We start from the raw sequence: 23,941 nt of genomic DNA on the forward strand, positions 1-23,941 counted from the left end.
CGCCGCGCGTCGTGTCGCGTGCAACGGAAGAAGCCCCGCATCCCGGTGCCGAGGTCGCCGTCGCGCCGTTGTCGACATTTCCGGCGAATGCGCAGGCGGACCCGTCCTGCTGCCCCTGAATGGAGCGGGTCGGCGTCCTTCCATGTCGACAAGAGGTTGAGCGGAATGCGCCGACCTGCATCAAACATCACATTTCATCCCGCTCGAGATTCTTGAGCGGGGATTTCTGGGTGGAGTCACAACAATCTCCGTGTCATCCACATCCGGCACGTGCTCCACTTCTTCCCCAGGACGGTCTCCGTGAAAGCCACTCCCCCCTCCCCTGCCCCCGGGCGGCGAAGCGGCTGGTTCGCCGACCGTCCGCTGGCCGTCAAGTTCGGCGTGCTCCTCGCCGCTGTCGTCCTCGCCCTCGGCGGCGTCCTCGGCGCGGTGCTCATCGGCAACGCCGACGTGCACGAGGCGAACACCGACCTCGCCCACCTGAACGAGGCCCAGGAGCTGGTCCTCCAGCTCGACACCCGTGCCAGCGAGCTGAAGGTCGACGGCTTCAAGACCATCACGCGGGAGAACCCGGCCGAGCAGCTGCCGGAGCTGGCCGACGACATCGCCACGCCCGAGGCGATGCTGGCCGAGCTCGACACCATCCCGCTCACCGGTGCCGCGGCCGAGTCGGTGGCCGGCCTGTCCGAGGCCTTCGGCGCCTACACCGACGCGATCTCCGCGTGGGTGGACCTGGCGGTGGCCGACCCCGCCGCGATGCGGCTGCGCTGGGAGGAGATCCAGGCGGCCAACGACCTGTCCGACGGCGCCGTCAGTGCGGCGAAGGACGCTCTCGCCGCCGAGAGCGACGCCGCCCAGGTCCGCCTCGACGACGCGATCGCCCGGTCCCAGCTGCTGGGCTCGGTGATCACCGTCGGCGGGCTGATCCTCATCGCGCTGGTCTGCTGGGTCACGATGCGCTCGATCACCCGGCCGGTGAAGCTGGTGAAGGCCTCGCTCGAGGCCCTGGCGGCCGGCGACCTCACCAAGAGCACGGGGATCCGGTCCAAGGACGAGGTCGGTCAGATGGCCGCCTCGCTGGACACCGCCCAGGCCAGCCTGCGCGAGGTGCTGGCCGGTGTCGCCTCGTCGGCGCACGCCGTCGCCTCCTCCTCGGAGGAGCTGAGCATGACGTCGGCGCAGATCGCCGCCTCGGCCGAGGAGACCTCGACCCAGTCCGGCGTGGTCGCCTCGGCGGCCGAGGAGGTCTCCCGCAGCGTCGAGACCGTGGCCGCCGGCGCGGAGCAGATGGGCGCCTCGATCCGGGAGATCTCCCAGAACGCCGCCGAGGCCAGCGAGGTCGCCAACAAGGCGGTGGAGGCCGCGGCCACCACGAAGGCGACCGTCGACAAGCTGGGCGAGTCGTCCGCGGAGATCGGCAACGTGGTGAAGGTGATCACGAGCATCGCGGAGCAGACGAACCTGCTGGCGCTGAACGCCACCATCGAGGCGGCCCGGGCCGGCGAGGCGGGCAAGGGTTTCGCCGTCGTGGCCAACGAGGTCAAGGAGCTCGCACAGGAGACCGCCAAGGCGACCGAGGACATCGCCAAGCGCGTGCTGGCGATCCAGGGCGACACGACGGCGGCCGTGGCGGCCATCGACGAGATCTCGACGATCGTCGCGCAGATCTCCGACCGGCAGACCACCATCGCCTCGGCGGTGGAGGAGCAGACCGCGACGACCAGCGAGATGTCCCGCTCGGTCCAGGAGGCCGCCGGCGGCACCGGCGAGATCGCGGCCAACATCACCGGGGTGTCCGGCGCGGCCGACTCGACGACCCAGGCGCTGGCCCAGACCCGGGTCGCCGTCGACGAGCTCTCGCAGATGGCCGCCGACCTGCGCACCACCGTGGGGCGGTTCACCTACTAGGCACGACCCGCACCGGCGCTGATCCGGACCGAAATGGAGGAGCGCGCGACCCGGCACCGGGTCGCGCGCTCCTGCGTTCCGTCCGCGAAATGGCGGCGCCGTTGTCGACAAAACGGCATGGAAAGGGTGGTCGCCGACCTTTCTTCGCGAGAAATGCGACACGAGGCGTTTGGTGGTACCTCTACCGTCGCATTCCTCCATTCTTCTGCCGAGCAGCCCCGGTGAAGCCCCACCGAGCCTCGTTCGACCAGGAGCAGAGATGTCCGTCCGAAAGACCACCATCCGCGCCGGCGGCCGCGCCCGCTGGTTCGCGGACCGCCCCGTCGGCGCCAAGGTCGGCGCAGCAGTCGGACTGCTCGCCGTCGTCGTCCTCGGCACCAACTGGCTGGCCGTCGACCGCATCCAGGAGATGCGTGATGGCCAGGAGCAGATCTACACCGAGAACCTGAAGCCGCTCAACGCCCTGTCGGCGGTGCAGCGCGCCACGGCCGCGCACCGGGCCCGCGTCCTCGAGTACGCGGTGTCGGACCCGGCCCGGCGGGCGGAGCTCCTGGGCGAGATGGACGAGAAGCAGGCCGACGTGGATGCGGCCCTCGCCGAGTACCAGCCCTACGTCATCGACCAGGGGGCGATCGACAAGTACCTGGGCGCCCGCGAGCAGTTCCTCGCGTCCAACGCGACGCAGCTGTTCCCGGCCGCCGACGCCGGCGACCTGGCCACGTACGCGCAGGTCTACCGGGAGGTGTCCAGCCCGCTGCTGACCGACATCGCCGACGGGCTCGAGGAGGAGGGCATCGCCCAGTCCGCGCAGGCGGAGGCCCGCAACGCGGAGGCGGCCGACGAGGCGAGCTCGGCCATCACCATGCTGCTGGTCACCGCGCTCAGCTCGGTGCTCGCGGCCGGCCTGCTCACCTGGGTGGTCGTCCGTCGCATCACCCGCTCCGTCCGTTCCGTCCAGCGGGCCGCCGAGGCGATGGCGGCCGGGGACCTGACCGTCGCGCCGGAGATCTCCAGCGACGACGAGATCGGCCGGATGGCGGGCGCGCTCGCGGCCGCCCAGACCAGCCTGCGTGACGTCCTCTCCTCCGTCGTCGCGTCGGCCGACGCGGTCGCGGCCTCGTCGGAGGAGCTGAGCGCCTCCTCGGCGCAGATTTCCGCTTCCGCCGAGGAAACCTCGGCACAGTCGGGCGTCGTCTCCAGCGCCGCCGAGGAGGTCAGCCGGAACGTGCAGACCGTCGCGGCGGGCGCGGAGCAGATGGGCGCCTCCATCCGGGAGATCGCCTCGAACGCCGCGGAGGCCAGCGAGGTCGCCGCCCGCGCGGTCACCGCCGCCGAGACCACGACGGCGACGGTCGCCAAGCTCGGCGACTCCTCGGCCGAGATCGGCAACGTCGTCAAGGTCATCACGAGCATCGCCGAGCAGACCAACCTGCTGGCGCTCAACGCCACGATCGAGGCCGCCCGCGCCGGCGAGGCGGGCAAGGGCTTTGCCGTCGTCGCCAACGAGGTCAAGGAGCTGGCGCAGGAGACGGCGAAGGCCACCGAGGACATCGCGAAGCGGGTCCTGGCGATCCAGGGCGACACCACCGCGGCGGTGGCGGCGATCGAGGAGATCAGCTCGATCGTCGCGCAGATCTCTGACCGGCAGACGACCATCGCCTCGGCGGTGGAGGAGCAGACCGCGACGACGAGCGAGATGTCGCGGTCGGTGCAGGAGGCGGCCAGCGGCACCGGCGAGATCGCCACCAACATCACCGGCGTCTCCACCGCGGCGGAGTCCACGACGCAGGCCCTCACCCAGACCCGCACCGCGGTCGACGAGCTGTCCCGGATGGCCGCCGACCTGCGCAGCACCGTCGGGACGTTCACGTACTGAGGCAGCAGCGCGCGCACCGGCGCTGAACCGGACGGACGACGAGAGCGCACGGCCCGCAGGGGCCGTGCGCTCTCGCCATTTCCACGGGTTCTCCCGGGTCGACAAATGGACGTCGGAAATGCGGTCACCGAGCCTTTTCCGGGCGTCGGCCGACACGCTTGTCTTAGCGCTGAACAAACCGATCCCGTACCGCAAACTCGTGAGCACTGCGCATCACGCACCACGGACGGATCGAGGAAGCAGCACATGTCACACGCACGAGGGGCGCAGTTCCGCGAGAGCGCCCCCGCACGCCACTGGTACCGGGACCGCGGCATCGCGACCCGCATCTTCGCCGTCAGCGCGGCCCTGCTCCTGGGGACGCTGGCCGCGACCGTGTCGGGCGTCGCCGGCACGCAGCGGGTGGGAGACCTGCACGAGGAGGCGACGGCCGCGGTCGCGGCGCAGCGCACGGTGGAGGATGCCCGCTACGACCTGCTGTGGGCGGCGAACTGGCAGAACATCACCGCCTGGAACTCCCGGGTGGTCGGTGGCCAGGTGGCGGCCGCGCCGGACGGCGACAACGTCGCGAACTACACCGACGGGGCCGAGGGCTTCGAGCGGCTCTTCGACATCGACCGCAGCCAGCTCGACAGCGACGCGGAGGCCAGCCTCGCCGTCATCCAGGCGAACTGGACGACGATGAGCGACTACAACGACCAGATCTTCGCGCTCTGGCAGCAGGGTCGCCTCGACGAGGGCGACGCGATGTCGACCGGCGAGAAGTGGGACGTCTTCTACGTGCTCGACCAGGCGATGACCGAGCTCGTCGACTCCGTCGACGCGCGCGTGGCGCGGACCGAGGAGGCGGTCGCGGACGCCAAGACGGAGACGCTCGTGGTCTCCGTGGTCGTGTCGGCACTGGCCTTCGTGCTCGGTGGCGGGCTGGCCTGGTTCGTGTCGCGGGGCATCTCCCGCGGTGTCCGGGAGGTGCACGGCGGACTCGAGCGGCTGGCGGCCCGCGACCTCACGGCGCGGACCCCGGTGCGCGGCCGCGACGAGCTGGGGCAGATGGCGACGGCCCTCAACACCGCCGCGGACGCGATGGCGACGACGATCGAGGAGATCGTCGCCTCGGCCGCCGCGGTCGCATCCTCCTCGGAGGAGCTGTCCGCCTCGTCGGCGGCGATCTCGGCCTCGGCGGAGGAGACCGCCGCGCAGTCCGGGGTGGTCTCCGGTGCGGCGGAGGAGGTGTCGCGCAGCGTCGCCACCGTCGCGGCCGGCGCGGAGCAGATGGGTGCCTCGATCCGCGAGATCTCGCAGAACGCGGCGGAGGCCAGCGCGGTCGCCGCCAGGGCGGTCACCGCGGCGGAGACGACCACCGCCACGGTGGCGAAGCTCGGCGAGTCGTCGGCCGAGATCGGCAACGTGGTCAAGGTGATCACCTCCATCGCCGAGCAGACGAACCTCCTGGCGCTCAACGCCACCATCGAGGCCGCCCGGGCCGGCGAGGCGGGCAAGGGCTTCGCCGTCGTCGCCAACGAGGTCAAGGAGCTCGCGCAGGAGACCGCCAAGGCCACCGAGGACATCGCCAAGCGGGTCCTGGCGATCCAGGGCGACACCACCGCGGCGGTGGCGGCGATCGAGGAGATCAGCTCGATCGTCGGCCAGATCTCCGACCGGCAGACGACCATCGCCTCGGCTGTGGAGGAGCAGACGGCGACGACGCAGGAGATGAGCCGATCGGTCCAGGAGGCGGCCGGCGGGACGACGGAGATCGCCACCAACATCACCGGCGTCTCCACCGCGGCGGACTCGACGACCCAGGCGCTCGCGCAGACGCGCACGGCGGTCGACGAGCTCTCCCGGATGGCTGCCGACCTGCGCAGCACGGTGGGCACCTTCACCTACTGAACCGGAACGACCATCGTCCGTGAGGGGCGGCAGCCGAAGCCCGGCTGCCGCCCCTCGCGCACGCGCGGGTCGGCAAGTTGGCCGTCCGGGCGCCATGTCGACAACGCGGAGACGGTCGCCGGGCTATTTCCTGCGACCTTTCCGACACGTCGGTGTTTCGTGGTCGTGCAATTCGGTGGCGCGACACCATTCAGCCGCACCCGCCGGGTGCCCCGCAGAATTGGCCACCGGAGACAGCCCCGTGAACGTGTTCCGCCTCGCCGCCCGCTTCCGCGATCTGGGCGTCACCACCAAGATCCTCGCGGCCGTGACCCTCGCAGTGCTCGTCGCCGTCGGGGTCGGGGTCCAGGGCCTCCGAAGCCTCTCCGACACGGCTCGGGCGACCGAGGCGATGTACAGCAAGGAACTGATCGGCACGCTCGAGGTAGAGCAGGTCCGCACCCAGCTGTTCCTCCTCCGGCTCTCCGCGACCAACTACGCGGTCGCCCTGGACGACGAGGCCCGGCAGAAGTTCATGGACACCCGGAACCAGGCCTACGAGGACCTCGCCACGGCGGCCGACCGGTACCTGGCCACGAAGCCGAGCGCCGCGGGGCGGGAGCTGATCGGGGAGGTGCTCGACGGCATCGAGCAGTACAAGGCGGCGATGACGCAGCTCGACCCGCTGGGCGAGGCCGGCCTGATCGCCGACTGGTCGGCGAAGCGGGACGCGCTTGTGGCGCCCATCGCCGCCGCCATCACCGAGGACCTGGACGAGCTGTCGAGCGTGCGCCAGGGCAACGCCGCCAAGAGCGCCCAGGCCGCGACCGACAGCTACGAGTCCACCAGGACGCTGCTGCTCGCGGTCATCGTGGCGGGGGCCCTCCTCGCGCTGGGACTCGGGGTGGCCATCGCGCGGGCCATCCGGCGCGACGTGCAGCGGGTGCAGGCCGTCGCCCAGGGGCTCGCCGAGGGCGACCTGACCCGGACCGCCGGTCTGACGGGGAAGGACGAGCTGGGCCGCATGGGCCGCTCCCTCGACGAGGCGGTGGGTTCGCTCCGGACGGTGCTCGGCTCGGTCGGCGCGTCGGCCGACGCCGTGGCGGCCTCGTCGGAGGAGCTAAGCGCCTCCTCGGCGCAGATCTCCGCGTCGGCGGAGGAGACGTCGGCGCAGTCGGGTGTCGTGTCCACCGCCGCCGAGGAGGTCAGCCGCAGCGTGCAGACCGTGGCGGCGGGCGCGGAGGAGATGGGTGCCTCGATCCGGGAGATCGCGAGCAACGCCGCCCAGGCCAGCGAGGTCGCCGCTCGGGCGGTCGACGCGGCCGCGACGACCACGGCCACCGTGGCGAAGCTCGGCGAGTCGTCGGCCGAGATCGGCAACGTGGTGAAGGTGATCACGAGCATCGCGGAGCAGACCAACCTGCTGGCCCTGAACGCAACGATCGAGGCGGCCCGGGCGGGCGAGGCGGGCAAGGGCTTCGCCGTCGTCGCCAACGAGGTCAAGGAGCTCGCGCAGGAGACGGCCAAGGCCACGGAGGACATCGCCAAGCGCGTGCTCGCGATCCAGGGCGACACCACCGCCGCCGTGGCCGCGATCGAGGAGATCTCGGCGATCGTCGGGCAGATCTCCGACCGCCAGACCACGATCGCCAGCGCCGTCGAGGAGCAGGAGGCCACGACCAACGAGATGTCGCGCTCGGTGCAGGAGGCAGCAGGCGGCACCACCGAGATCGCCAGCAACATCACCGGCGTCTCGACCGCGGCCGAGTCGACGACCCAGGCGCTGACCCAGACGCGGACGGCCGTCGACGAGCTCTCCCGCATGGCCACGGAGCTGCGCACCAGCGTGGGGCGCTTCCGCTACTGATCCACCTGCACGACGACGGGGCGGTGACCGGACGACCGGTCACCGCCCCGTCGCCATTCCGGGAGTTCGAGGAATGGCGTCATGTCGACCCCGGAAAGGCGGTCACCGGACAATCTTCCCGAGTCGGCGGCGACACGTTTGAAAGTGGAAACACTGATCGCGCACATCGCCTACGGTCCTCTCGCACGACCATTCCGGACCGACACCATTCCGGTCCCCGCGGCGCGACGTAGCCCGCATCCCGCCCGCACTGATTCATCCCTGGAGACCCGCCATGTCCGCCGCTGCACCTGCCCCGACTCCTTCCGGCCGCTCGCCGCTCTCCTGGTGGGGGGACCGCGGGGTGAGCACGAAGATCCTGAGCGCTGTGGGCGCCGCCTCGATCGTCGCTGCCGGCGTCGGGATCATGGGTCTCACCGCTCTCGGCGACTCGGCGGACACCACCCAGGACCTGTACGAGGGCAACCTCCGCGCCGTGGCCGCGGCCGACTCGATGATGGCTACGGTCATGGAGACCCGGAAGCAGCTGCGGGACGTGGCCATCACCCCCGACCCGACCGAGGCGAGCGAGCTGCTGGCCGGCCTGTCCGACCTGCAGGAGCAGTTCCACGCCCGGCAGGCCGACTACGAGGCGACCGGACCGGCCGCCGAGCAGGCCGACGCGGTGGCGCAGGCCGCGGACACCTACGACCAGTACGTCTCCATCGCGCAGACCGTCGTCGGTCCGCTCGGCGTCGCCAACGACGTCGCCGGCTTCTACGCCGTCAACCAGCAGCAGGCCTCCCCGCTGGCCACTTCGGCGGACGAGATCCTGACCGGCCTGATCCAGGCCGAGAACGCCGACGCCGCGGCGTCGGCCGCGGCGGCCCGGGACGACTACGAGTCGCAGCGGACGCTCGCGCTGACCCTCCTGATCGCCGGCCTGGGCGTGGCCGTGCTGGTGGGCTGGTTCGTCGCCCGCGGCATCGCCGGCGCCACCCGCCGCGTGCAGGACGTCGCCGTCGCCCTGGCCGCCGGGGACCTGACGAAGTCCGCCGGCCTGACCACGAACGACGAGCTCGGCCGCATGGGCGGCGCGCTCGACGCCGCCGTCGGCAACCTGCGCTCGGTCCTGGGCGGCGTCGCCGCGTCCGCCGACGCCGTCGCCGCCTCGTCGGAGGAGCTGTCGGCGTCCTCGGCCCAGATCTCGGCCTCCGCCGAGGAGACCGCCGCCCAGTCCGGCGTGGTGTCCACCGCCGCCGAGGAGGTCAGCCGCAGCGTCCAGACAGTCGCGGCCGGCGCCGAGCAGATGGGCGCCTCGATCCGCGAGATCGCCTCGAACGCCGCGGAGGCCAGCGAGGTCGCCGCCCGCGCCGTCACCGCCGCCGAGACCACCACCGCCACCGTGGCCAAGCTCGGCGAGTCCTCGGCGGAGATCGGCAACGTGGTCAAGGTGATCACGAGCATCGCCGAGCAGACGAACCTGCTCGCCCTGAACGCGACGATCGAGGCCGCCCGGGCCGGTGAGGCGGGCAAGGGGTTCGCCGTCGTGGCCAACGAGGTCAAGGAGCTGGCGCAGGAGACGGCCAAGGCCACCGAGGACATCGCCCGCCGGGTGCTGTCCATCCAGGGCGACACCACCGCCGCCGTCACCGCGATCGAGGAGATCAGCGCGATCGTCGCCCAGATCTCCGACCGGCAGACCACCATCGCCTCGGCGGTGGAGGAGCAGACCGCCACCACCAACGAGATGTCCCGGTCGGTGCAGGAGGCCGCCGGTGGCACCACCGAGATCGCCAGCAACATCACCGGCGTCTCGACCGCGGCCGACTCCACCACGCAGGCGCTGACCCAGACGCAGACCGCCGTCGAGGAGCTGTCCCGGATGGCCGCCGACCTGCGCACCACGGTGGGCAGCTTCACCTACTGACGGCACCTCGTCACCGGCGCCCACCGGGGTGCCGATAACAGGCAGGACGGCCGGGCCGCCGGCGGATTCACCTTGACTCCGCCGGCGGCCCGCCGATGAACCCCACGGACGGGCTCCCAGCCGGTCCGCGACGTGAGAGAGAAGGCAGCAACGGTGGACGGTCTGGACGACATCGTCGAAGAGTTCCTGGTGGAGAGCCACGAGAACCTCGACCAGCTGGACTCGGACCTGGTCGCGCTGGAGCAGGACCCGAACTCCCGCGAGCGGCTGTCCAGCATCTTCCGGACGATCCACACGATCAAGGGCACCAGCGGCTTCCTCGCCTTCAACCGGCTGGAGGAGGTCACCCACGTCGGGGAGAACATGCTGTCCCGGCTCCGCGACGGCGAGCTGGAGCTGACCCCCGCCCGCACCAGCGTGCTGCTGCAGATGGTCGACACCGTCCGCTCGCTGCTGACCTCCATCGAGGCCAGCGGTGGCGAGGGGTCGGTCGAGGTCGCCGGCGTCGTCGCCGCGATCACCGCCGCCATGGACGACGCCCCGGCCGCCGCCGCACCGGCGATCCCCACGCCCCGGGCCGCCACCAAGGCCCCCGCCAAGACCGCCGCCAAGAAGGCGCCGGCCAAGGCCGCCGCCGCGAAGACCCCGGCCAAGGCAGCCGCCAAGGCCCCCGCCAGGAAGACGACCGCGCGCAAGGCCCCGGCCGCGCGCGCGGCCACCCCGGAGGCGCCCGCCGCCGGGCCGCAGGACGACGCCCCGGTCGCCGTCCTGGCCGACGAGCAGCTCGAGGGAGCGAACGCCGCCATGCCGCAGCCCACCGTCGAGGAGCCGGCCGCGCCGGCACCCGCTGCCGAGCAGGCCGAGGCCGAGGCCCCGGCCGCCGGGGGCAGCGACCAGAACCGCCGCGGCGTGGCCGACAGCACCATCCGCGTGGACGTCGACCTGCTCGACGAGCTCATGCTGCTCGTCGGCGAGCTGGTGCTCACCCGCAACCAGATCGTGCAGAACGTCGCGCGGCAGACCGACACCGACCTCATCCGCGCCTCCCAGCGGCTCAACCTCATCGCCAGCGAGCTGCAGGAGGGCGTCATGAAGACGCGCATGCAGCCGATCGACCACATCTGGTCCAAGCTGCCGCGCGTCGTCCGGGACCTCGGCCTCCAGCTCAAAAAGAACATCCGCCTGGAGATGGAGGGCCGGGAGACCGAGCTCGACAAGACGCTGCTCGAGGCCGTCAAGGACCCGCTGACCCACCTCGTGCGCAACTCCGTCGACCACGGCATCGAGGCCGCCGATGCCCGCAAGGCGGCCGGCAAGCCCGCCGAGGGCGTCCTGACCCTCCGGGCCCGCCACGAGAGCGGCCAGGTCGTGGTCGAGGTGGCCGACGACGGTGCGGGCATCGACCCGGTCAAGCTCGGCAGGAAGGCCGTCGAGCGCGGCCTCATCACCGTCGCCCAGCTCGACAAGATGAGCCCGGCCGACGTCCTGCAGCTGATCTTCCTGCCCGGCTTCTCCACCGCCGCGGCGGTCACGAACGTCTCCGGCCGCGGTGTCGGCATGGACGTCGTCAAGACCAACATCGAGGCCATCGGCGGCACCATCGAGGTCGAGTCCGACCCGGGTGTGGGCACCGTCTGCCGGCTGCGGATCCCGCTGACCCTGGCGATCGTCCCGGCGCTGACGGTCGAGTGCGCCTCCGACCGCTACGCGATCCCGCAGATCAGCCTCCAGGAGCTGGTCTCCCTGGACGCCGAGAAGGCCGCCAACGCCGTCGAGGAGGTCGGTGGCGCGCAGGTCTACCGCCTGCGCGGCGAGCTGCTCCCCCTCGTCCGGCTCACCGACGTCCTCGGCCTCACCTCGGAGCGGCACGACGGCCACGTCGTCATCGCCGTGCTGCGCTCGGAGGGCCGGCGCTTCGGCCTCGTCGTCGACCGCGTCATCAACACCGAGGAGATCGTCGTCAAGGCCGTCGGCGGCCAGCTCAAGGCGATCGGCCTCTACTCGGGCGCGACGGTCCTCGGCGACGGCACCGTCGCCCTGATCCTCGACGTCCAGGCGCTCGCCCGCCGCGCACTGCGGACCGAGTCCAGCGAGCGCGGTCAGGAGGCCGCCCGCGAGGCGGCCGCGTCGGCGTCGTCCACCGACACCGACCGGCAGCGGATGCTGCTGGCCGCCATCGGCGGCGGTCGCCGGGTGGCCATCCCGCTCGACACCGTCACCCGCCTGGAGCAGGTCCGCACGGAGTCGGTCGAGAAGGTCGGCAACCGGGAGGTCGTGCAGTACCGCGGCGCGATCCTGCCGATGGTCCGCCTCGACCGGCACCTGGGCGCCTACGGCGAGACCGAGCGCGAGGTGCTCGAGGTCATCGTCTACAGCGACCACGGGCGCAGCGTCGCGATCGTCGTGGAGGAGATCCTCGACATCGTCGACGGCGAGGCCGCGGTGCGCAGCGACATCGACGACCTGGGCCTGCTCGGATCCGCCGTCCTCGGCGACAAGGTGACCGAGCTGCTCGACGTCCGGGCCGCGATCCTGGCCGCGGACCCGCAGTTCTACTCGCACCCCTCGTCGGCCCCGGCCGGCGTTCCCGACTCCCTGCTGGAGGTCTGACCGTGACCGCCCCCACCACCGCTCCCGCGACCAGCGGGCAGCTGGCCACCTTCCGGCTGGACGGCGACCTGTACGGCATCGAGGTCGAGCACGTGCAGGAGGTGCTGCGCAGCCAGCAGCTCACCCGCGTGCCGCTGGCCCCGACCGCCGTCGCCGGGCTGATCAACCTGCGCGGGCAGGTGGTGACCGCGATCGAGCTGCGCGAGCGGCTCGGCCGGCCGCCGCGGCCCGAGGGCACCGACCCCGTGGTCATCGTGGTCCGGCTGCACGGGGAGGCGGTGAGCATGCTGGTCGACTCGATCGCCGACGTCGTGGACGTCGACGCCAGCGACTTCGAGGCTCCGCCGGACACGCTGGAGGGCCAGGCCCGGGACCTCATCCGCGGCGCCTACAAGCTGCGCGGCCAGCTCCTGCTCGCCCTCGACGTGCAGAAGGCCGTCAGCGCCTGACGCTCACTCAGCGTCACCGCGCCTACACGTAGACGCACCGAACACGCGACCATCACCCTTCCGCTCTCCCGCGAAGGGGTGATGGTCGCGTGGCGTTTCCGGGCAGGAGCCGCCAGCATGGTCTGACCCACCTCTGGAGGCGACCGTGCCCTACTCCCTGGTCAGCGCAGCAACGCTGGGCTTCGACCTGGTCCGGCTCCCTGCGGGCCGGGCGGTCGCCGGCGTCCTGCTGACCGGCCTGGGCGCCGACGAGAGCGCCCTCGCCCGGCTGGCCGAGGCGAACCCCGGCCGCGGGCTGACCCGCGAGGAGCGGGGTGTCCGCGCCGTCCGCGGCCGTCGCGCCCGCGAGATGGCCGCCTCCGTCCCGCACGTCCGCAACGCCGCCGCCGCGGGTGACCGCGCTTCCGTTCTCGTCACCCAGCTCGAGCAGGGCACCATCGGTGACGCCCCCACGCTGGAGCGCCTGCTGCGCGACGACGTCCTGGGTCCCGAGCACCCGGCGGCGGGCTCGCTGCCGGCGGAGGACCGCGACGAGGCGGTGGACGTCCTCGCCGATGCCGCCGTCGGCTACTGGGCCGCCGGCGTGCTCCCCCCGCTGGTGCGGCGCGAGCTCACCGGCCCTTACGACCGGGCCGCCGAGCGCGGCCTCGTCGCCGTCCCCGCCGTCGGCGCGGAGCTGGGCCCCTCCTCCGACGAGCTGGCCGAGCTGCTCGCCGGGATCCGCGACCTCGACGACGCCGGCCGCTCCGCGTGGCGCGCCGCCGTCGACGAGGGGCGCCCCGAGCACCGGCCGTGGGCGGCGGCCATGCACGAGGCGTCCTGGGCCGCCCACGTGTCCGGGCGCACCCGCGCGCTCGCGACCGCGCAGCTGCACGCCGTCCAGGCCTTCCTCGACGGCGGCTTCGACCTGCACGACGGCGCGGCGGGCGTCTGGAACGCCGTCGCAGGCTGCGTCCAGGGGCTGGCGATGGGCGATCTGCTGGACGAGGGGTCCCAGGCCGTCCTCCAGGCGCCCGTGCGCCGCCTCTCCGCCGGCTGAGCGGACTCCTCCCCTCCCCCGCGGCTCCCGCGCCGGCTCCCTGCCGCCACTTCTGAGAAGTGGGGCCGAAGCGGCTCGGGAAGTCACCACTTCGCAGAAGTTGCACTGGACGGGCCACCACCGGCACCACGCGGCGGCTCCGTCCGGATGCAGCGCTGTGACCTGCGGCTTCCGGCGCCTCCCGGTCACCGTCCCGCAATTGTCGACTCGTGCCCATATTGCCGATTCGACCATTTAAGGCCGCTCGCTGATGAATTGCGTAACGAGTTGGACGGGCCTCTTCATCTTTCATTGCGCACACCCGAAGCTTCTCCTGTCGCCGCACCGCGAAAAGGATCACCGCAACCCGCTCAAGGGCTGCTGGCTGGTGCCGATACAGAAATGAACAGCCTGCCGGGCTGAGCCCGACAGGGAAGCTGGAGGACACGCGTGAACCCGATCCGGGTGATGGTGGTCGACGATTCCGTCGTCGTCCGCAAGATCGTCACCGACGTCCTCTCGGCCGACCCGGACATCGAGGTCGTCGGCACCGCCGTCAACGGCAGGATCGCGGTCGCCAAGCTGGCCCAGCTCGAGCCCGATCTCGTGACGATGGACATCGAGATGCCGGAGATGAACGGCATCGAGGCGGTCCGGGCCATCCGGGCCACCCGCTCCCGCGTGCCGATCATCATGTTCAGCACGCTGACCGAGCGCGGCGCCTCGGCCACCATGGACGCGCTCTCCGCCGGCGCCAGCGACTACGTCACCAAGCCGGCCAACGTCGGCAGCGTCGGCCAGTCGATGGAGAGCGTCCGCGAGCAGCTGATCCCCAAGATCAAGGCGCTCACCGGACGTCCCGTCTCGATGGGCCCGGCGCGCACGGCTGCCGCCGCACCGCCGCCCCCTCCCCCGGCCCGCCCGCGCAGCGGACCCGGCAAGAAGCCCGCCGTCCTGGTCATCGGCTCGTCGACCGGCGGTCCCGAGGCGCTCGCCAAGGTCCTCCCCCAGCTGCCGGCGTCGCTGCCGGTGCCCGTGCTGCTCGTGCAGCACATGCCGCCGGTGTTCACCCGCCAGTTCGCCCAGCGCCTGGACCGGCTCTCGCCGCTGCGGGTCGTCGAGGCCTCCGACGGCACGCCGCTCCTCCCCGGCACCGTGCACCTGGCGCCCGGTGACCACCACCTCGTCGTCCGCGGTGGCGCACGCGGCCTGCACACGGGCCTCAACCAGGGCCCGCCCGAGAACTTCTGCCGCCCGGCCGTCGACCCGCTCTTCCGCTCCGCGGTGACCGCGTTCGACGGAGCGGTCCTGGCCGTCGTCCTGACCGGCATGGGCTCCGACGGCCGCAACGGCGCCGGCGAGATCCGCGCCGCCGGCGGCACGGTCCTCGTGCAGGACCAGAGCACCTCCGTCGTCTGGGGGATGCCCGGCGCCATCAGCCAGGCGGGCTACGCCGACGAGGTGCTGCCCCTGGACCGCATCCCCGAGGCCATCTCCCGCCACCTCTCCGGCGTCGCCGGCAACCGGCCCGCCGCGACCGCTGGGAGCGCCCGATGACCCTCACCACCACCAGCTTCGACTGGGTGCGCCAGCTCGTGCACAAGGAGAGCGCGATCGTCCTCCAGCCGGGCAAGGAGTACCTCGTCGAGGCGCGGCTGCTGCCCATCGCCCGCGAGAAGGGCCTGCCCGACGTCTCCCAGTTCGTGGAGACGGTCCGTAACCGGCCCGACCCGGACAGCACCCGGCGGATCGTCGAGGCGCTGACCACGAACGAGACGTCGTGGTTCCGCGACGGCGACCCGTTCACGGCGCTCACCTCCACCGTGATGCCCGCGCTGCTGGCCGCCCGCGGCGCGAACGAGCGCCTGCAGATCTGGTCGGCCGCCTGCTCCAGCGGTCAGGAGCCGTACACGATCGCGATGCTGCTCGAGGACGCCATCCCGAACGCGTCCACGCGCGTCTCCATCACCGCGACCGACCTCTCCCGCGAGATGGTCAACCGCACCCGGGCCGGCCGGTTCAGCCAGCTCGAGGTCAACCGGGGCCTGCCCGCACCGATGCTCGTCCGGCACTTCGTGCGGGCGGGCAACGAGTGGGAGGTCGCGGCACCGCTGAAGCGGATGGTGACCGCCTCGGAGTGCAACCTGGCAGCGCCGTTGCCGCGGATGGGCCCGTTCGACGTGGTCTACCTGCGCAACGTCCTCATCTACTTCGACCTGCCCACGAAGCAGGCGATCCTCCGCCGCGTGCGCGACCTCATGCGCCCCGACGGATGGCTGTTCCTCGGTGCGGCAGAGACGACGCTCGGGGTGGACGACTCCTGGGAGCGGGTCGTCGTCGGCCGCAGCTCCGCCTACCGCCCGCTGAAGGGAAGCTGAACGTGCGCGCTCTGGTGATCGACGACTCGAAGGTCATGCGCCGGATCGTCTCCGGGATCCTCGAGGATCTCGGCTACGAGGTGCAGCAGGCCGGCCACGGCCGCGAGGGGCTCGACGCCCTCGAGGGCGGCTTCGTGCCCGACCTCGTCTGCGTCGACTGGAACATGCCGGTGATGGACGGGCTCCAGTTCGTCTCCGCCGTCCGCTCCAACCCGGCCTGGCGGCAGGTGACGATCATGATGGTCACCTCCGAGAGCGAGCACGGCCAGATCGTGAAGGCGCTGGCGGCCGGCGCCCACGAGTACGTCATCAAGCCGTTCACCGCCGACGCGATCCGCGACAAGCTCGCGCTGCTCGGCCTGCTCCCCCAGGAGGCTGTCCTGTGACCGGTTTCCCCGGCAGTCATGGAGACACCGGCGAGCGCCGCCGGACCAGCGACGCGCCGCTGCTGATCACCGACCTCGTCGACGAGGAGACCGTCCAGAGCATCGCGCAGGAGGCGTGGTCGGCCCTCATCGGCGACGACGAGTTCCTCGTCCCCCTGCCCGGCGGGCTGCCCGACGACGCCGTCAGCTCCTGGGTCGAGGTCGTCGGGCCGTGGACCGGCTCCGTCGTCCTCACCTGCGGGCGCGCGACGGCCGAGGAGCTCTCCCGCTGCCTGCTCGCCGAGCACGCCCCGCCGATCCTCGACGACGAGGACATCGCCGACGGTCTGGGCGAGCTCGCCAACGTCGTGGGCGGCAACGTCAAGGCCGTCCTCCCCGGACCCTCCGTGCTCGGCCTGCCCGAGGTGGGCTCGGCCCCCGAGGCCGGCGCCGACGTCCTCCGCGTCGACCTCCTGTGGCGCGCGCAGGCACTGACCATCACCGTCCAGGGCGCCGCCGGCGCCCTGACCGACCAGCAGAAGAACCACCAGAAGAACGAGGTGCCCCTGTGAAGATCCTTGTCGCCGACGACAGCCGCGTCATGCGGCAGATCGTCATCCGCACCCTGCGGCAGGCCGGTTACGACGACCACGACATCGTCGAGGCCGAGGACGGCGCGGACGCGCTGGCCAAGGTCGGGTCCGAGAAGCCGGACCTGGTCCTGTCCGACTGGAACATGCCGAACATGACCGGCATCGAGTGCCTCCAGGCGCTGCGCGCCTCGGGCTCGGCCGTGCCGTTCGGGTTCGTCACCTCGGAGGGCTCGCCGGAGATGCGGGAGAAGGCGGCCAACGCCGGCGCCATGTTCCTCATCGCCAAGCCGTTCAACGAGGACACGTTCAAGGAGCACCTGGACGGGGTGATCGCGTGAGCACCGTCCTGCTCCCCGCGCCGAAGGACGTCCGCGACATGCTCGCGGGCCTCGTCGGGCGCAACGTCACCGTCTCGCCCGGCGCGCCGGTCACCCCCGCGCCGGACCGTCCGGTGTCCGTCGCCGTCTACGTCGCCCCCGACATGTCGGTCAACGCCCTGTGCCTGATGGACCTGGGCGCCTCGGCCTACACCGCCGGTGGCCTGGCCCTGCTGCCCCCCGGTGGCTGCCAGGACGCCGTCGAGGAGGGCGAGCTCAGCGGCATGCAGGTGGAGGCCCTCCACGAGGTGGTGAACGTGCTCTCGGCGCTGTTCAACACCCCGGGTGCGCCGCACTCGAAGCTGCACAAGCTGTACGCGCCCGGCGAGGAGGTCGCGGCCGACCTGGCGGGCATGCTCGCCGCCTTCAACCGCGTCGACCTCGACGTCGACGTGCAGGGCTACGGAAAGGGATCCCTGTCGCTGGTCGTGCCGTGACATTGCGGTCCTCCGGACCGCACCGCGGCCGGTAGCCGTCCCCGGCCAGGCGCATCGCCTCGACCCCCGTCCCCTTGTGGGCCGGGGGTCGAGGCGCGTTCAGGCCAGGGCGGGCTGGCGGTCGACCGTCGAGGGGAGGCAGGCCCACACGTGCTTGCAGCCCTCGTCCACGTACCAGCCGTGGGCCACGGACAGGCGGGCCACCAGGTGCAGCCCCATGCCACCCGTGGCCGGGTCCCGGTCGACGGCCGGTGAGGGCATCGTCTCCGCCGCCCGGTCGCTGACGTCGAGCAGCCAGCCGCCGCTGCCGGCGACGACGGTCGCCACCACCGGCGCCTCCCCGTGCCGCAGCGCGTTCGAGGCCAGCTCGTCGAACGCCAGCACGAGCCGCTCGCCGGCCGTGTCCTCGTCCGGGGGCGGGAAGCCGACGACGCCCAGCCGGCTGCGCAGGCCCGCCCGGGCAGCAGGCAGCTCAGCCAGACCGCCGAGGTCCCACCGCCAGACCTCACCGCGCCCGTCCGGTAGCGGCCGCAGCGGCCACGCCAGTCGACCCATCGCCGTCTCCCCCGGTTTGAGAGTGTGCAAGCCGGGTTGCCCAGCGGCGGGCGGCGTCAATCGTGGGCGGGTGTGGTTCGTGACTCGTCCGGGTCCGGAACCGCGAGCCGGACGGCCACCAGCGCGACGTCGTCCTGGGGGATCCCGCGCAGCATGCGGCGCAGCACGCCGTCGCACAGCTCCTCCAGGTGGCTGCCCGCGAGCTCGGCGAGGTGCCGGGCCAGCGCCGCCGTCCCCTCGTCGATCGTGCTGTCGCGCCGCTCCACCAGCCCGTCGCTGTGCAGGAGCACCGTCGAGCCCGGCGGCACGGGGACGACGGACTCCTCCCGGACCGTCGCGGGGTCGATGCCGAGCATCAGGTCGCCGATCACCTCGCCCAGCACCGTGACGTCGCCGTCGGCGCTCAGCAGCAGCGGCGGGGGATGGCCGGCGTTGGCCCAGCGCAGCTGCCAGCCGCCGGCGCCGTCGCACTCGAACCGGGCGACGGCGGCGGTGGCCAGCGTCTCGTCGTGCATGCCGACGATCGCCTCGTCGAGCCCGCGCAGCACCTCTGCCGGGCCCGCGCCGCTGTAGTGGGCGATGCCGCGCAGCAGGCCGCGCACCTGCCCCATCGCTGCGGCCGCCGCCGTGTCGTGCCCGACGACGTCGCCGATGACGACCACGAGCGAGCCGTCGCGCTGGAGGAAGGCGTCGTACCAGTCGCCGCCCACCCGGGCGGCCTCGGCCGCGGGGACGTAGCGGACGACGACCGCGGCGCGGTCGAGGACCGGCGGATCGGTGAGCAGGCTGCGCTGGAGCGCCTCGGCCAGCTGGGCCTGCTGGCTCTGCCGGTGCACGCGGGTGATCGCACGGGCCGCCTCGGCCGCGACCTGCCGGGCGGTCTCGGTGTCCTCGCCGGTCGTCACCCGCCCGGGGTCCAGGTACAGCGTCAGGACGCCGACGGTGCGTGCCTCGGCCGTCAGGGGCAGGACGACCGCCGTCGCCGGGGCGAGCTCCACCAGCAGCTCGCGGGCCGGGCCGTCGGGCATCAGGTCGAGGACGGCGTCGACGGACTCGGTGACCGGGGTCCCGGCCACCAGCGCCTGCGCGACGGGGGAGGTGCCGGGGAGCGTGTCGAGCCGGAGCTGGGCGTACCGGTCCATGAGCGGCCGGCGCGCCGGGTCCCCGTGCCACGAGCCGACGTCGCGGGCCCGGCCCTCGCGGTCGACCAGCGTGACGATGCAGCCGTCGGCGAGGACCGGGACGACCAGCTCGGCGAGGCGGCCCAGCGCCGACAGCGTGTCCAGCTGACCGGCCAGCTCCGCGCTCACCCGCGCCAGCAGCGCCGTGCGGGCGGTCGCCCGGCGGGCCGCCTCCTCGGCGTCGCGGCGGTCGGTGACGTCGAGGACGTACACGGCCAGCCCGTCCGACCCGGGCCACACCCGGACCTCGAACCACCCGTCGGGGGCACCGGGGAACGACGCCTCGAAGGTCAGCGGGTGGCCCGAGCCGGCCGCTGCGCGGAAGCTGCTGTCGAACACGCCACCGGTGAGGCCGGGGAACACCGCCCAGAGCGACCGCCCCACGAGCTCGGCACGCGACCGCCCCATGAGGCGCTCGCCCTCGGCGTTGACGTAGCGGAACCGCCAGCCGGCGTCCAGGGAGCAGAAGGCCGCGGGCATGCTCTCGAGGAACCGGACGAGGTCGTCCTCCGTGCCGGGGAGGTGCCGGGTCTCGTGCTCGTCCACCGCGGTGCCCACGTCCCTCGATCCGGTCCCAGGCCCCCGCTGCTGGAGCGTCCGCACCCGGACCAGGCGGTGGAGGACGACGCGATTGTGTCCACGCGGTGTGCTCCTGCCAAGGAGGCCGGGAACGGCACGGGACGGATCGTGACCGCCCCGCAGGGGTGAGCTTCGGGTCACCTCTCGGCCCGGGTTTACGGCGTAGGAGCCGGCATGAGGCAGAGTGGTCGGCATGACCCGGGACCAGGCGGCACCGCCGCCCGGCGATCTGCTGACGCAGGCCGTCGAGGGCATGGAGCGCCCGCTGTTCGTCCTGGACGACGACTGGCGGTTCCGGTACATCAACCCCGCCGGCGCGCGCGTGCTCGACCGGACGGTCGACGGGCTGATCGGACGGCACGTCTGGACGGAGTTCCCCGAGGCGGTCGGCGGCCCGTTCGAGGAGCTGTACGCCCGGGTGCGCCGCACCGGCGTGAGCGACGGTGTCGAGGACTGGTTCGGCCCGCTGGGCAAGTGGTTCCGCGCCGACGCCTTCCTCACCGACGCCGGGCTGGTGGTCACCTACGACGACATCACCGAGCGCCGCCGCGCGGCGGAGGAGCGGACCGCCGCCATCAGCGAGCGCGAGGCCGTGACGGCCGAGGCGGCGCGCGCCGCCATGGAGGCCGAGATCGCCGGGCGTCACCTCATACTCCTGGGCGACATCAACCTGGCCATGACCTCCACGACCGACGTGGACGAAGCGGTCCAGCGGTTCGCGGAGCTGGTCGTCCCCCTGCTCGCCGACTGGTGCCTGGTCAGCGTCATCGACCCGGACGGCACCCGCCGCGACGTCGGCCGCGCCCACAGCGACCCGGCGATGGTGGAGGCGATGCACCGCTACGCCGACGCGCGGGTGGCGACCAACCGGCCGAACGCGCCGGTGCCGACGGCCCTCCGCAACAGCCGGCCGGTGATCATCCCCGAGCTGACGGACGCGGACATCGAGGCGATGGTCGCCGAGCCGGCCGCCCGTGAGGCCGTCCGCCCGCTGCGGCCCACCGCGGTGGCGACCTTCCCGCTCATCGCGCGGGACGAGACCTTCGGTGCGTTCACGCTCGTCAACGGGCCGGCGCGCGGTCCGTCGACGGACGCGGAGCTGCGGACCGCGGAGATCGCCTCCCGCCGGGCGGCGCTGGCGCTCGACAACGCCCGCCTCGCCCTGGCGAACCAGCAGGTGGCGGAGCGGCTGCAGCTGAGCCTGCTCTCACCTCCGGTGCAGCCGGACTCGCTCGAGCTGTCGGTCCGGTACCGCCCCGCCACGCAGGGCGTCTCCATCGGCGGCGACTGGTACGACGCGTTCCTGCAGCCCGACGGCGACACCGTCGTGGTGATCGGTGACGTGATGGGTCACGACATCGAGGCCGCCGCGGCGATGGGGCAGGTCAAGACGCTGGTGCGCGGCATCGCGTTCGACCGGCTCGAGGAGCCGGCCGGCGTCCTGCGGCGGGTGGACCACGCCCTCGTCGGGCTGGCGGTGCCCGCCATGGCCACCGCGCTGGTCTGCCGGATCGAGCAGACCCCGGCCGACGCGCTGATCGGCATGCGCCGGCTGCGCTGGTCGACGGCCGGGCACCCGGACCCGATGCTGCTGCACGCCGACGGCACGGTGGAGGACCTGGTGGCGCCGGTCGGGCCGCCGGTGGGCATCGGCTGGCTGGGTCCGCGGTCCGACGGCACGGTCGCGATGCCCGAGGACAGCACGCTCCTGCTGTTCACCGACGGCCTGTTCGAGCGGCGCGGCGTACTCCTGGACGAGGGGCGCGACCGGGTGCGCGAGGTCCTCGGCCGGTCGACGGGCCTCACGCTGGACGAGCTGTGCGACCGGCTGCTCGCCGAGCTGCTGGGGGAGGACGTCGAGGACGACGTCGCGGTGCTCGCCGTCCGGGCCCACCCGGTGCACGCCGAGCGCCCGGCGGAGGCCGGTCCGGAGATCCTGCCGCCGGTGGTCCCGCACCCGGTCTGATCAGCCGCCGGCGACCTCGATGGCGAAGGCGGTGAGGAAGCCCAGCGAGGTGATGACGCCGGTCCACGCGCGGGTGTCCTCGAACGCCTCGGGGATCATCGTGTCGGCGATCATCGTCAGGATCGCGCCGGCGGCCACGGCGGTGATGACCGAGATCGTCTCCGGCCTCGCGCCACCCAGCGACAGGTAGCCGACGAGCGCGGCGAGACCGCTGGCCACCGCGATGCCGCCCCAGACCCCGAAGACGTAACCGGCCGACCGGCCGCTGCGCTTCATGCCGGCGGCGCTGGAGAGGCCTTCCGGCACGTTGGAGATGAAGACGGCGGCCAGGACCGGCAGGCTCACCGAGCCACCGCCCAGCAGGCCCAGCCCGAGGACCACCGACTCCGGGATGCCGTCGAGCAGCGCGCCGACCGCGATGGCCGCGCCGCTGCCGGACTGCTCCTCCTCCGACGGCTGCTGGTCCTGGGAGCGCTTGCGGTGGCGGGCACCCCGTCGGGCGAGCGCGAAGTCGGCCGCCACGTAGGCCAGCGCGCCGGCGGCGAATCCCACCGCGGTGGGCAGCAGGCCACCGGTCTCGGCTGCCTCCTCCATGAGGTCGAACGCGACGGCGGAGATGAGGACGCCGGAGCCGAACGCCATGACCGCGGCGACCACCGCCTGCGGCACCCGGACGAACCACGCGACGAGGGCCCCCAGCACGAGGGCCGCCCCGCCGAGGAGCCCGAACAGCCCCGCCTCCACCGCTCCTGGCACGAGCGGGCAGGTGCCCGCTGCAACCGTTCCCGAACCGCGGGTCAGTCGGGGTGGCGGAGGAGGTACCGGCCGAAGTGGGGGACGGTGAAGGCGATCTGCCCGCGCTCGGCCGAGTAGACCAGGCCCTTCTTGATCAGCGAGTCCCGGGCGGGGGAGAGGGACGCCGGCTTGCGGCCCAGCGAGACCGCCACCTCCGACGTGGCGACCGCGGCCCCGTTCGGCCCGCCCAGCTCGGCCATCGCGTGCATGTACTCGCGCTCGGCCGGGGTCGCCCGGTCGTAGCGCGAGCCGAAGAAGCCCACGGCGAGCTCGGCCTCGGCCACGGGTGCGGCCATGGCGACGTCGGCGGCGGTGATGGGGGAGGAGGCGGCGACGTCCCAGGTGACCTTTCCGTAGGCCTGGACGAAGTACGGGTAGCCGTCCGCCGCCTCGTACAGCGCGTCGAGCGCACCCTGCTCGAACTCCACCTCCTCGCGCTCGGCCGGCGCGATGAGTGCGCGGTCGGCGGCCTCCCGCTCCAGCCGGTCTATGCGCAGGTAGCGGAAGAGCCGCTCGGAGTAGCTCTTGGACGCCGAGAGGACGGCAGGCAGGTGGGGGAGCCCCGCGCCGACGACGATCAGCGGCGCGCCCTGCTGGGACAGCTCGTGGCAGGCGGCGCAGATCGCCGACACGTCGTCGGGCTGCACGTCCTGCATCTCGTCGATGAACAACGCGATCCCGCTGCCGATGTCGGCGGCCACCCCGGCGGCGTCGCTGAGCAGCTCGACGAGGTCGATCTCCATGTCCCCGGAGTCGGCGCGGCCGGTCGCGGGCGGGACGTCGATGCCGGGGGACCAGCGGTCGCGCACCTTGGCGTCGGACGGCGAGACCCGCTGGGCGAAGGCCTTGAGCACGCCGAGCACCTCGGCGATCGACTCCGGGTCGGGGTGGCGGGGGCCGAGCTCCCGCAGCGCCATGTGCAGCGCCGACGAGACCGGCCGGCGCAGCGACTGGTCGGGCCGGGCCTCGATCTTGCCCGTGCCCCAGCCGCGGGAGATCGCCGCCGACCGCAGCTGGTTGAGCAGCACCGTCTTGCCGACCCCGCGCAGCCCGGTGAGCACCAGCGAGCGCTCCGGTCGGCCGTGCGCGATCCGCTCCAGCACCACGTCGAAGGCCGAGAGCTCGGTGTCGCGCCCGGCCAGCTCGGGCGGTCGCTGGCCGGCGCCGGGCGCGTAGGGGTTCCGCACGGGATCCATGTCGAGCACC

Annotated in this window: 19 protein-coding genes; 15 read left to right on the forward strand and 4 right to left on the reverse strand. The window is 72.8% G+C overall.

The annotated features are described in order from the left end of the window. The first annotated feature begins 300 nt into the window (after positions 1–300). The 14 genes from ACI78T_RS08435 to ACI78T_RS08500 all read left to right on the forward strand — a co-directional run bounded on the left by ACI78T_RS08435 (position 301) and on the right by ACI78T_RS08500 (position 17,659). Positions 301–1,908: a methyl-accepting chemotaxis protein gene (locus ACI78T_RS08435; RefSeq protein ID WP_456557638.1), complete on the forward strand. Its 1,608-nt coding sequence runs from the start codon at positions 301–303 to the stop codon at positions 1,906–1,908. Between the two features lie 259 nt (positions 1,909–2,167). Beyond that, positions 2,168–3,784 (forward strand): methyl-accepting chemotaxis protein, encoded by a 1,617-nt coding sequence (locus ACI78T_RS08440; RefSeq protein WP_456557639.1) that lies wholly within the window; start codon positions 2,168–2,170, stop codon positions 3,782–3,784. A gap of 246 nt (positions 3,785–4,030) precedes the next feature. Continuing rightward, a complete protein-coding gene (locus ACI78T_RS08445) occupies positions 4,031–5,677 on the forward strand; it encodes a methyl-accepting chemotaxis protein (RefSeq protein ID WP_456557640.1) in 1,647 nt (548 codons plus the stop codon). 241 nt (positions 5,678–5,918) lie between these two features. Further along, positions 5,919–7,523: a methyl-accepting chemotaxis protein gene (locus tag ACI78T_RS08450; protein ID WP_456557641.1), complete on the forward strand. Its 1,605-nt coding sequence runs from the start codon at positions 5,919–5,921 to the stop codon at positions 7,521–7,523. 274 nt (positions 7,524–7,797) lie between these two features. Further along, the gene (locus tag ACI78T_RS08455; RefSeq protein WP_456557642.1) at positions 7,798–9,432 is read left to right on the forward strand and encodes a methyl-accepting chemotaxis protein; all 1,635 of its coding nucleotides are present in this window, start codon (positions 7,798–7,800) and stop codon (positions 9,430–9,432) included. A gap of 153 nt (positions 9,433–9,585) precedes the next feature. After that, entirely contained in the window at positions 9,586–12,042 is a 2,457-nt protein-coding gene (locus tag ACI78T_RS08460) for a chemotaxis protein CheA (RefSeq protein ID WP_456557643.1), read from the forward strand. 2 nt (positions 12,043–12,044) lie between these two features. After that, positions 12,045–12,491: a chemotaxis protein CheW gene (locus tag ACI78T_RS08465; RefSeq protein WP_456557644.1), complete on the forward strand. Its 447-nt coding sequence runs from the start codon at positions 12,045–12,047 to the stop codon at positions 12,489–12,491. Between the two features lie 145 nt (positions 12,492–12,636). Then, a complete protein-coding gene (locus tag ACI78T_RS08470) occupies positions 12,637–13,530 on the forward strand; it encodes a hypothetical protein (protein WP_456557645.1) in 894 nt (297 codons plus the stop codon). 429 nt (positions 13,531–13,959) lie between these two features. Next, positions 13,960–15,066, forward strand: a complete 1,107-nt coding sequence (locus ACI78T_RS08475) for a protein-glutamate methylesterase/protein-glutamine glutaminase (protein WP_456557646.1) — start codon at positions 13,960–13,962, stop codon at positions 15,064–15,066. Then, positions 15,063–15,887: a CheR family methyltransferase gene (locus ACI78T_RS08480; protein WP_456557647.1), complete on the forward strand. Its 825-nt coding sequence runs from the start codon at positions 15,063–15,065 to the stop codon at positions 15,885–15,887. The genes ACI78T_RS08475 and ACI78T_RS08480 overlap by 4 nt, the downstream gene beginning before the upstream one ends. A gap of 2 nt (positions 15,888–15,889) precedes the next feature. Next, a complete protein-coding gene (locus ACI78T_RS08485) occupies positions 15,890–16,273 on the forward strand; it encodes a response regulator (RefSeq protein ID WP_456557648.1) in 384 nt (127 codons plus the stop codon). Beyond that, positions 16,270–16,824, forward strand: coding sequence for a chemotaxis protein CheX (locus tag ACI78T_RS08490; protein ID WP_456557649.1), 555 nt, complete (start codon positions 16,270–16,272; stop codon positions 16,822–16,824). Before ACI78T_RS08485 ends, ACI78T_RS08490 begins: the two co-directional genes overlap by 4 nt. Further along, complete coding sequence (locus ACI78T_RS08495; protein WP_456557650.1) at positions 16,821–17,183, forward strand: response regulator; 363 nt, start codon at positions 16,821–16,823, stop codon at positions 17,181–17,183. Before ACI78T_RS08490 ends, ACI78T_RS08495 begins: the two co-directional genes overlap by 4 nt. Next, positions 17,180–17,659, forward strand: coding sequence for a hypothetical protein (locus ACI78T_RS08500; protein ID WP_456557651.1), 480 nt, complete (start codon positions 17,180–17,182; stop codon positions 17,657–17,659). Before ACI78T_RS08495 ends, ACI78T_RS08500 begins: the two co-directional genes overlap by 4 nt. Positions 17,660–17,758: 99 nt before the next feature. Here ACI78T_RS08500 and ACI78T_RS08505 read toward each other — a convergent pair whose 3' ends face one another. Then, entirely contained in the window at positions 17,759–18,214 is a 456-nt protein-coding gene (locus ACI78T_RS08505) for an ATP-binding protein (protein ID WP_456557652.1), read from the reverse strand. A 56-nt stretch (positions 18,215–18,270) separates the two neighbouring features. Continuing rightward, a complete protein-coding gene (locus ACI78T_RS08510; protein WP_456557653.1) occupies positions 18,271–19,953 on the reverse strand; it encodes a SpoIIE family protein phosphatase in 1,683 nt (560 codons plus the stop codon). A 214-nt stretch (positions 19,954–20,167) separates the two neighbouring features. Between ACI78T_RS08510 and ACI78T_RS08515 the strand changes: the two genes are divergently transcribed. Continuing rightward, entirely contained in the window at positions 20,168–21,940 is a 1,773-nt protein-coding gene (locus ACI78T_RS08515; protein WP_456557654.1) for a SpoIIE family protein phosphatase, read from the forward strand. Here ACI78T_RS08515 and ACI78T_RS08520 read toward each other — a convergent pair whose 3' ends face one another. Both ACI78T_RS08520 and ACI78T_RS08525 read right to left on the reverse strand, forming a co-directional pair. Beyond that, positions 21,941–22,684, reverse strand: a complete 744-nt coding sequence (locus tag ACI78T_RS08520; protein WP_456557655.1) for a ZIP family metal transporter — start codon at positions 22,682–22,684, stop codon at positions 21,941–21,943. Between the two features lie 53 nt (positions 22,685–22,737). Further along, positions 22,738–23,931, reverse strand: a complete 1,194-nt coding sequence (locus ACI78T_RS08525; RefSeq protein WP_456557656.1) for an AAA family ATPase — start codon at positions 23,929–23,931, stop codon at positions 22,738–22,740. Positions 23,932–23,941 lie beyond the last annotated feature (10 nt).

This window comes from Blastococcus sp. SYSU D00922, assembly GCF_054050495.1.

Bases quoted from the DNA above. Each gene is read 5' to 3' on its own strand.
- ACI78T_RS08440 (WP_456557639.1), top strand. From the start codon at position 2,168: ATGTCCGTCCGAAAGACCACCATCCGCGCCGGCGGCCGCGCCCGCTGG.
- ACI78T_RS08445 (WP_456557640.1), top strand. From the start codon at position 4,031: ATGTCACACGCACGAGGGGCGCAGTTCCGCGAGAGCGCCCCCGCACGC.
- ACI78T_RS08455 (WP_456557642.1), top strand. From the start codon at position 7,798: ATGTCCGCCGCTGCACCTGCCCCGACTCCTTCCGGCCGCTCGCCGCTC.
- ACI78T_RS08480 (WP_456557647.1), top strand. From the start codon at position 15,063: ATGACCCTCACCACCACCAGCTTCGACTGGGTGCGCCAGCTCGTGCAC.
- ACI78T_RS08505 (WP_456557652.1), bottom strand. From the start codon at position 18,214: ATGGGTCGACTGGCGTGGCCGCTGCGGCCGCTACCGGACGGGCGCGGT.
- ACI78T_RS08515 (WP_456557654.1), top strand. From the start codon at position 20,168: ATGACCCGGGACCAGGCGGCACCGCCGCCCGGCGATCTGCTGACGCAG.
- ACI78T_RS08525 (WP_456557656.1), bottom strand. From the start codon at position 23,931: ATGGATCCCGTGCGGAACCCCTACGCGCCCGGCGCCGGCCAGCGACCG.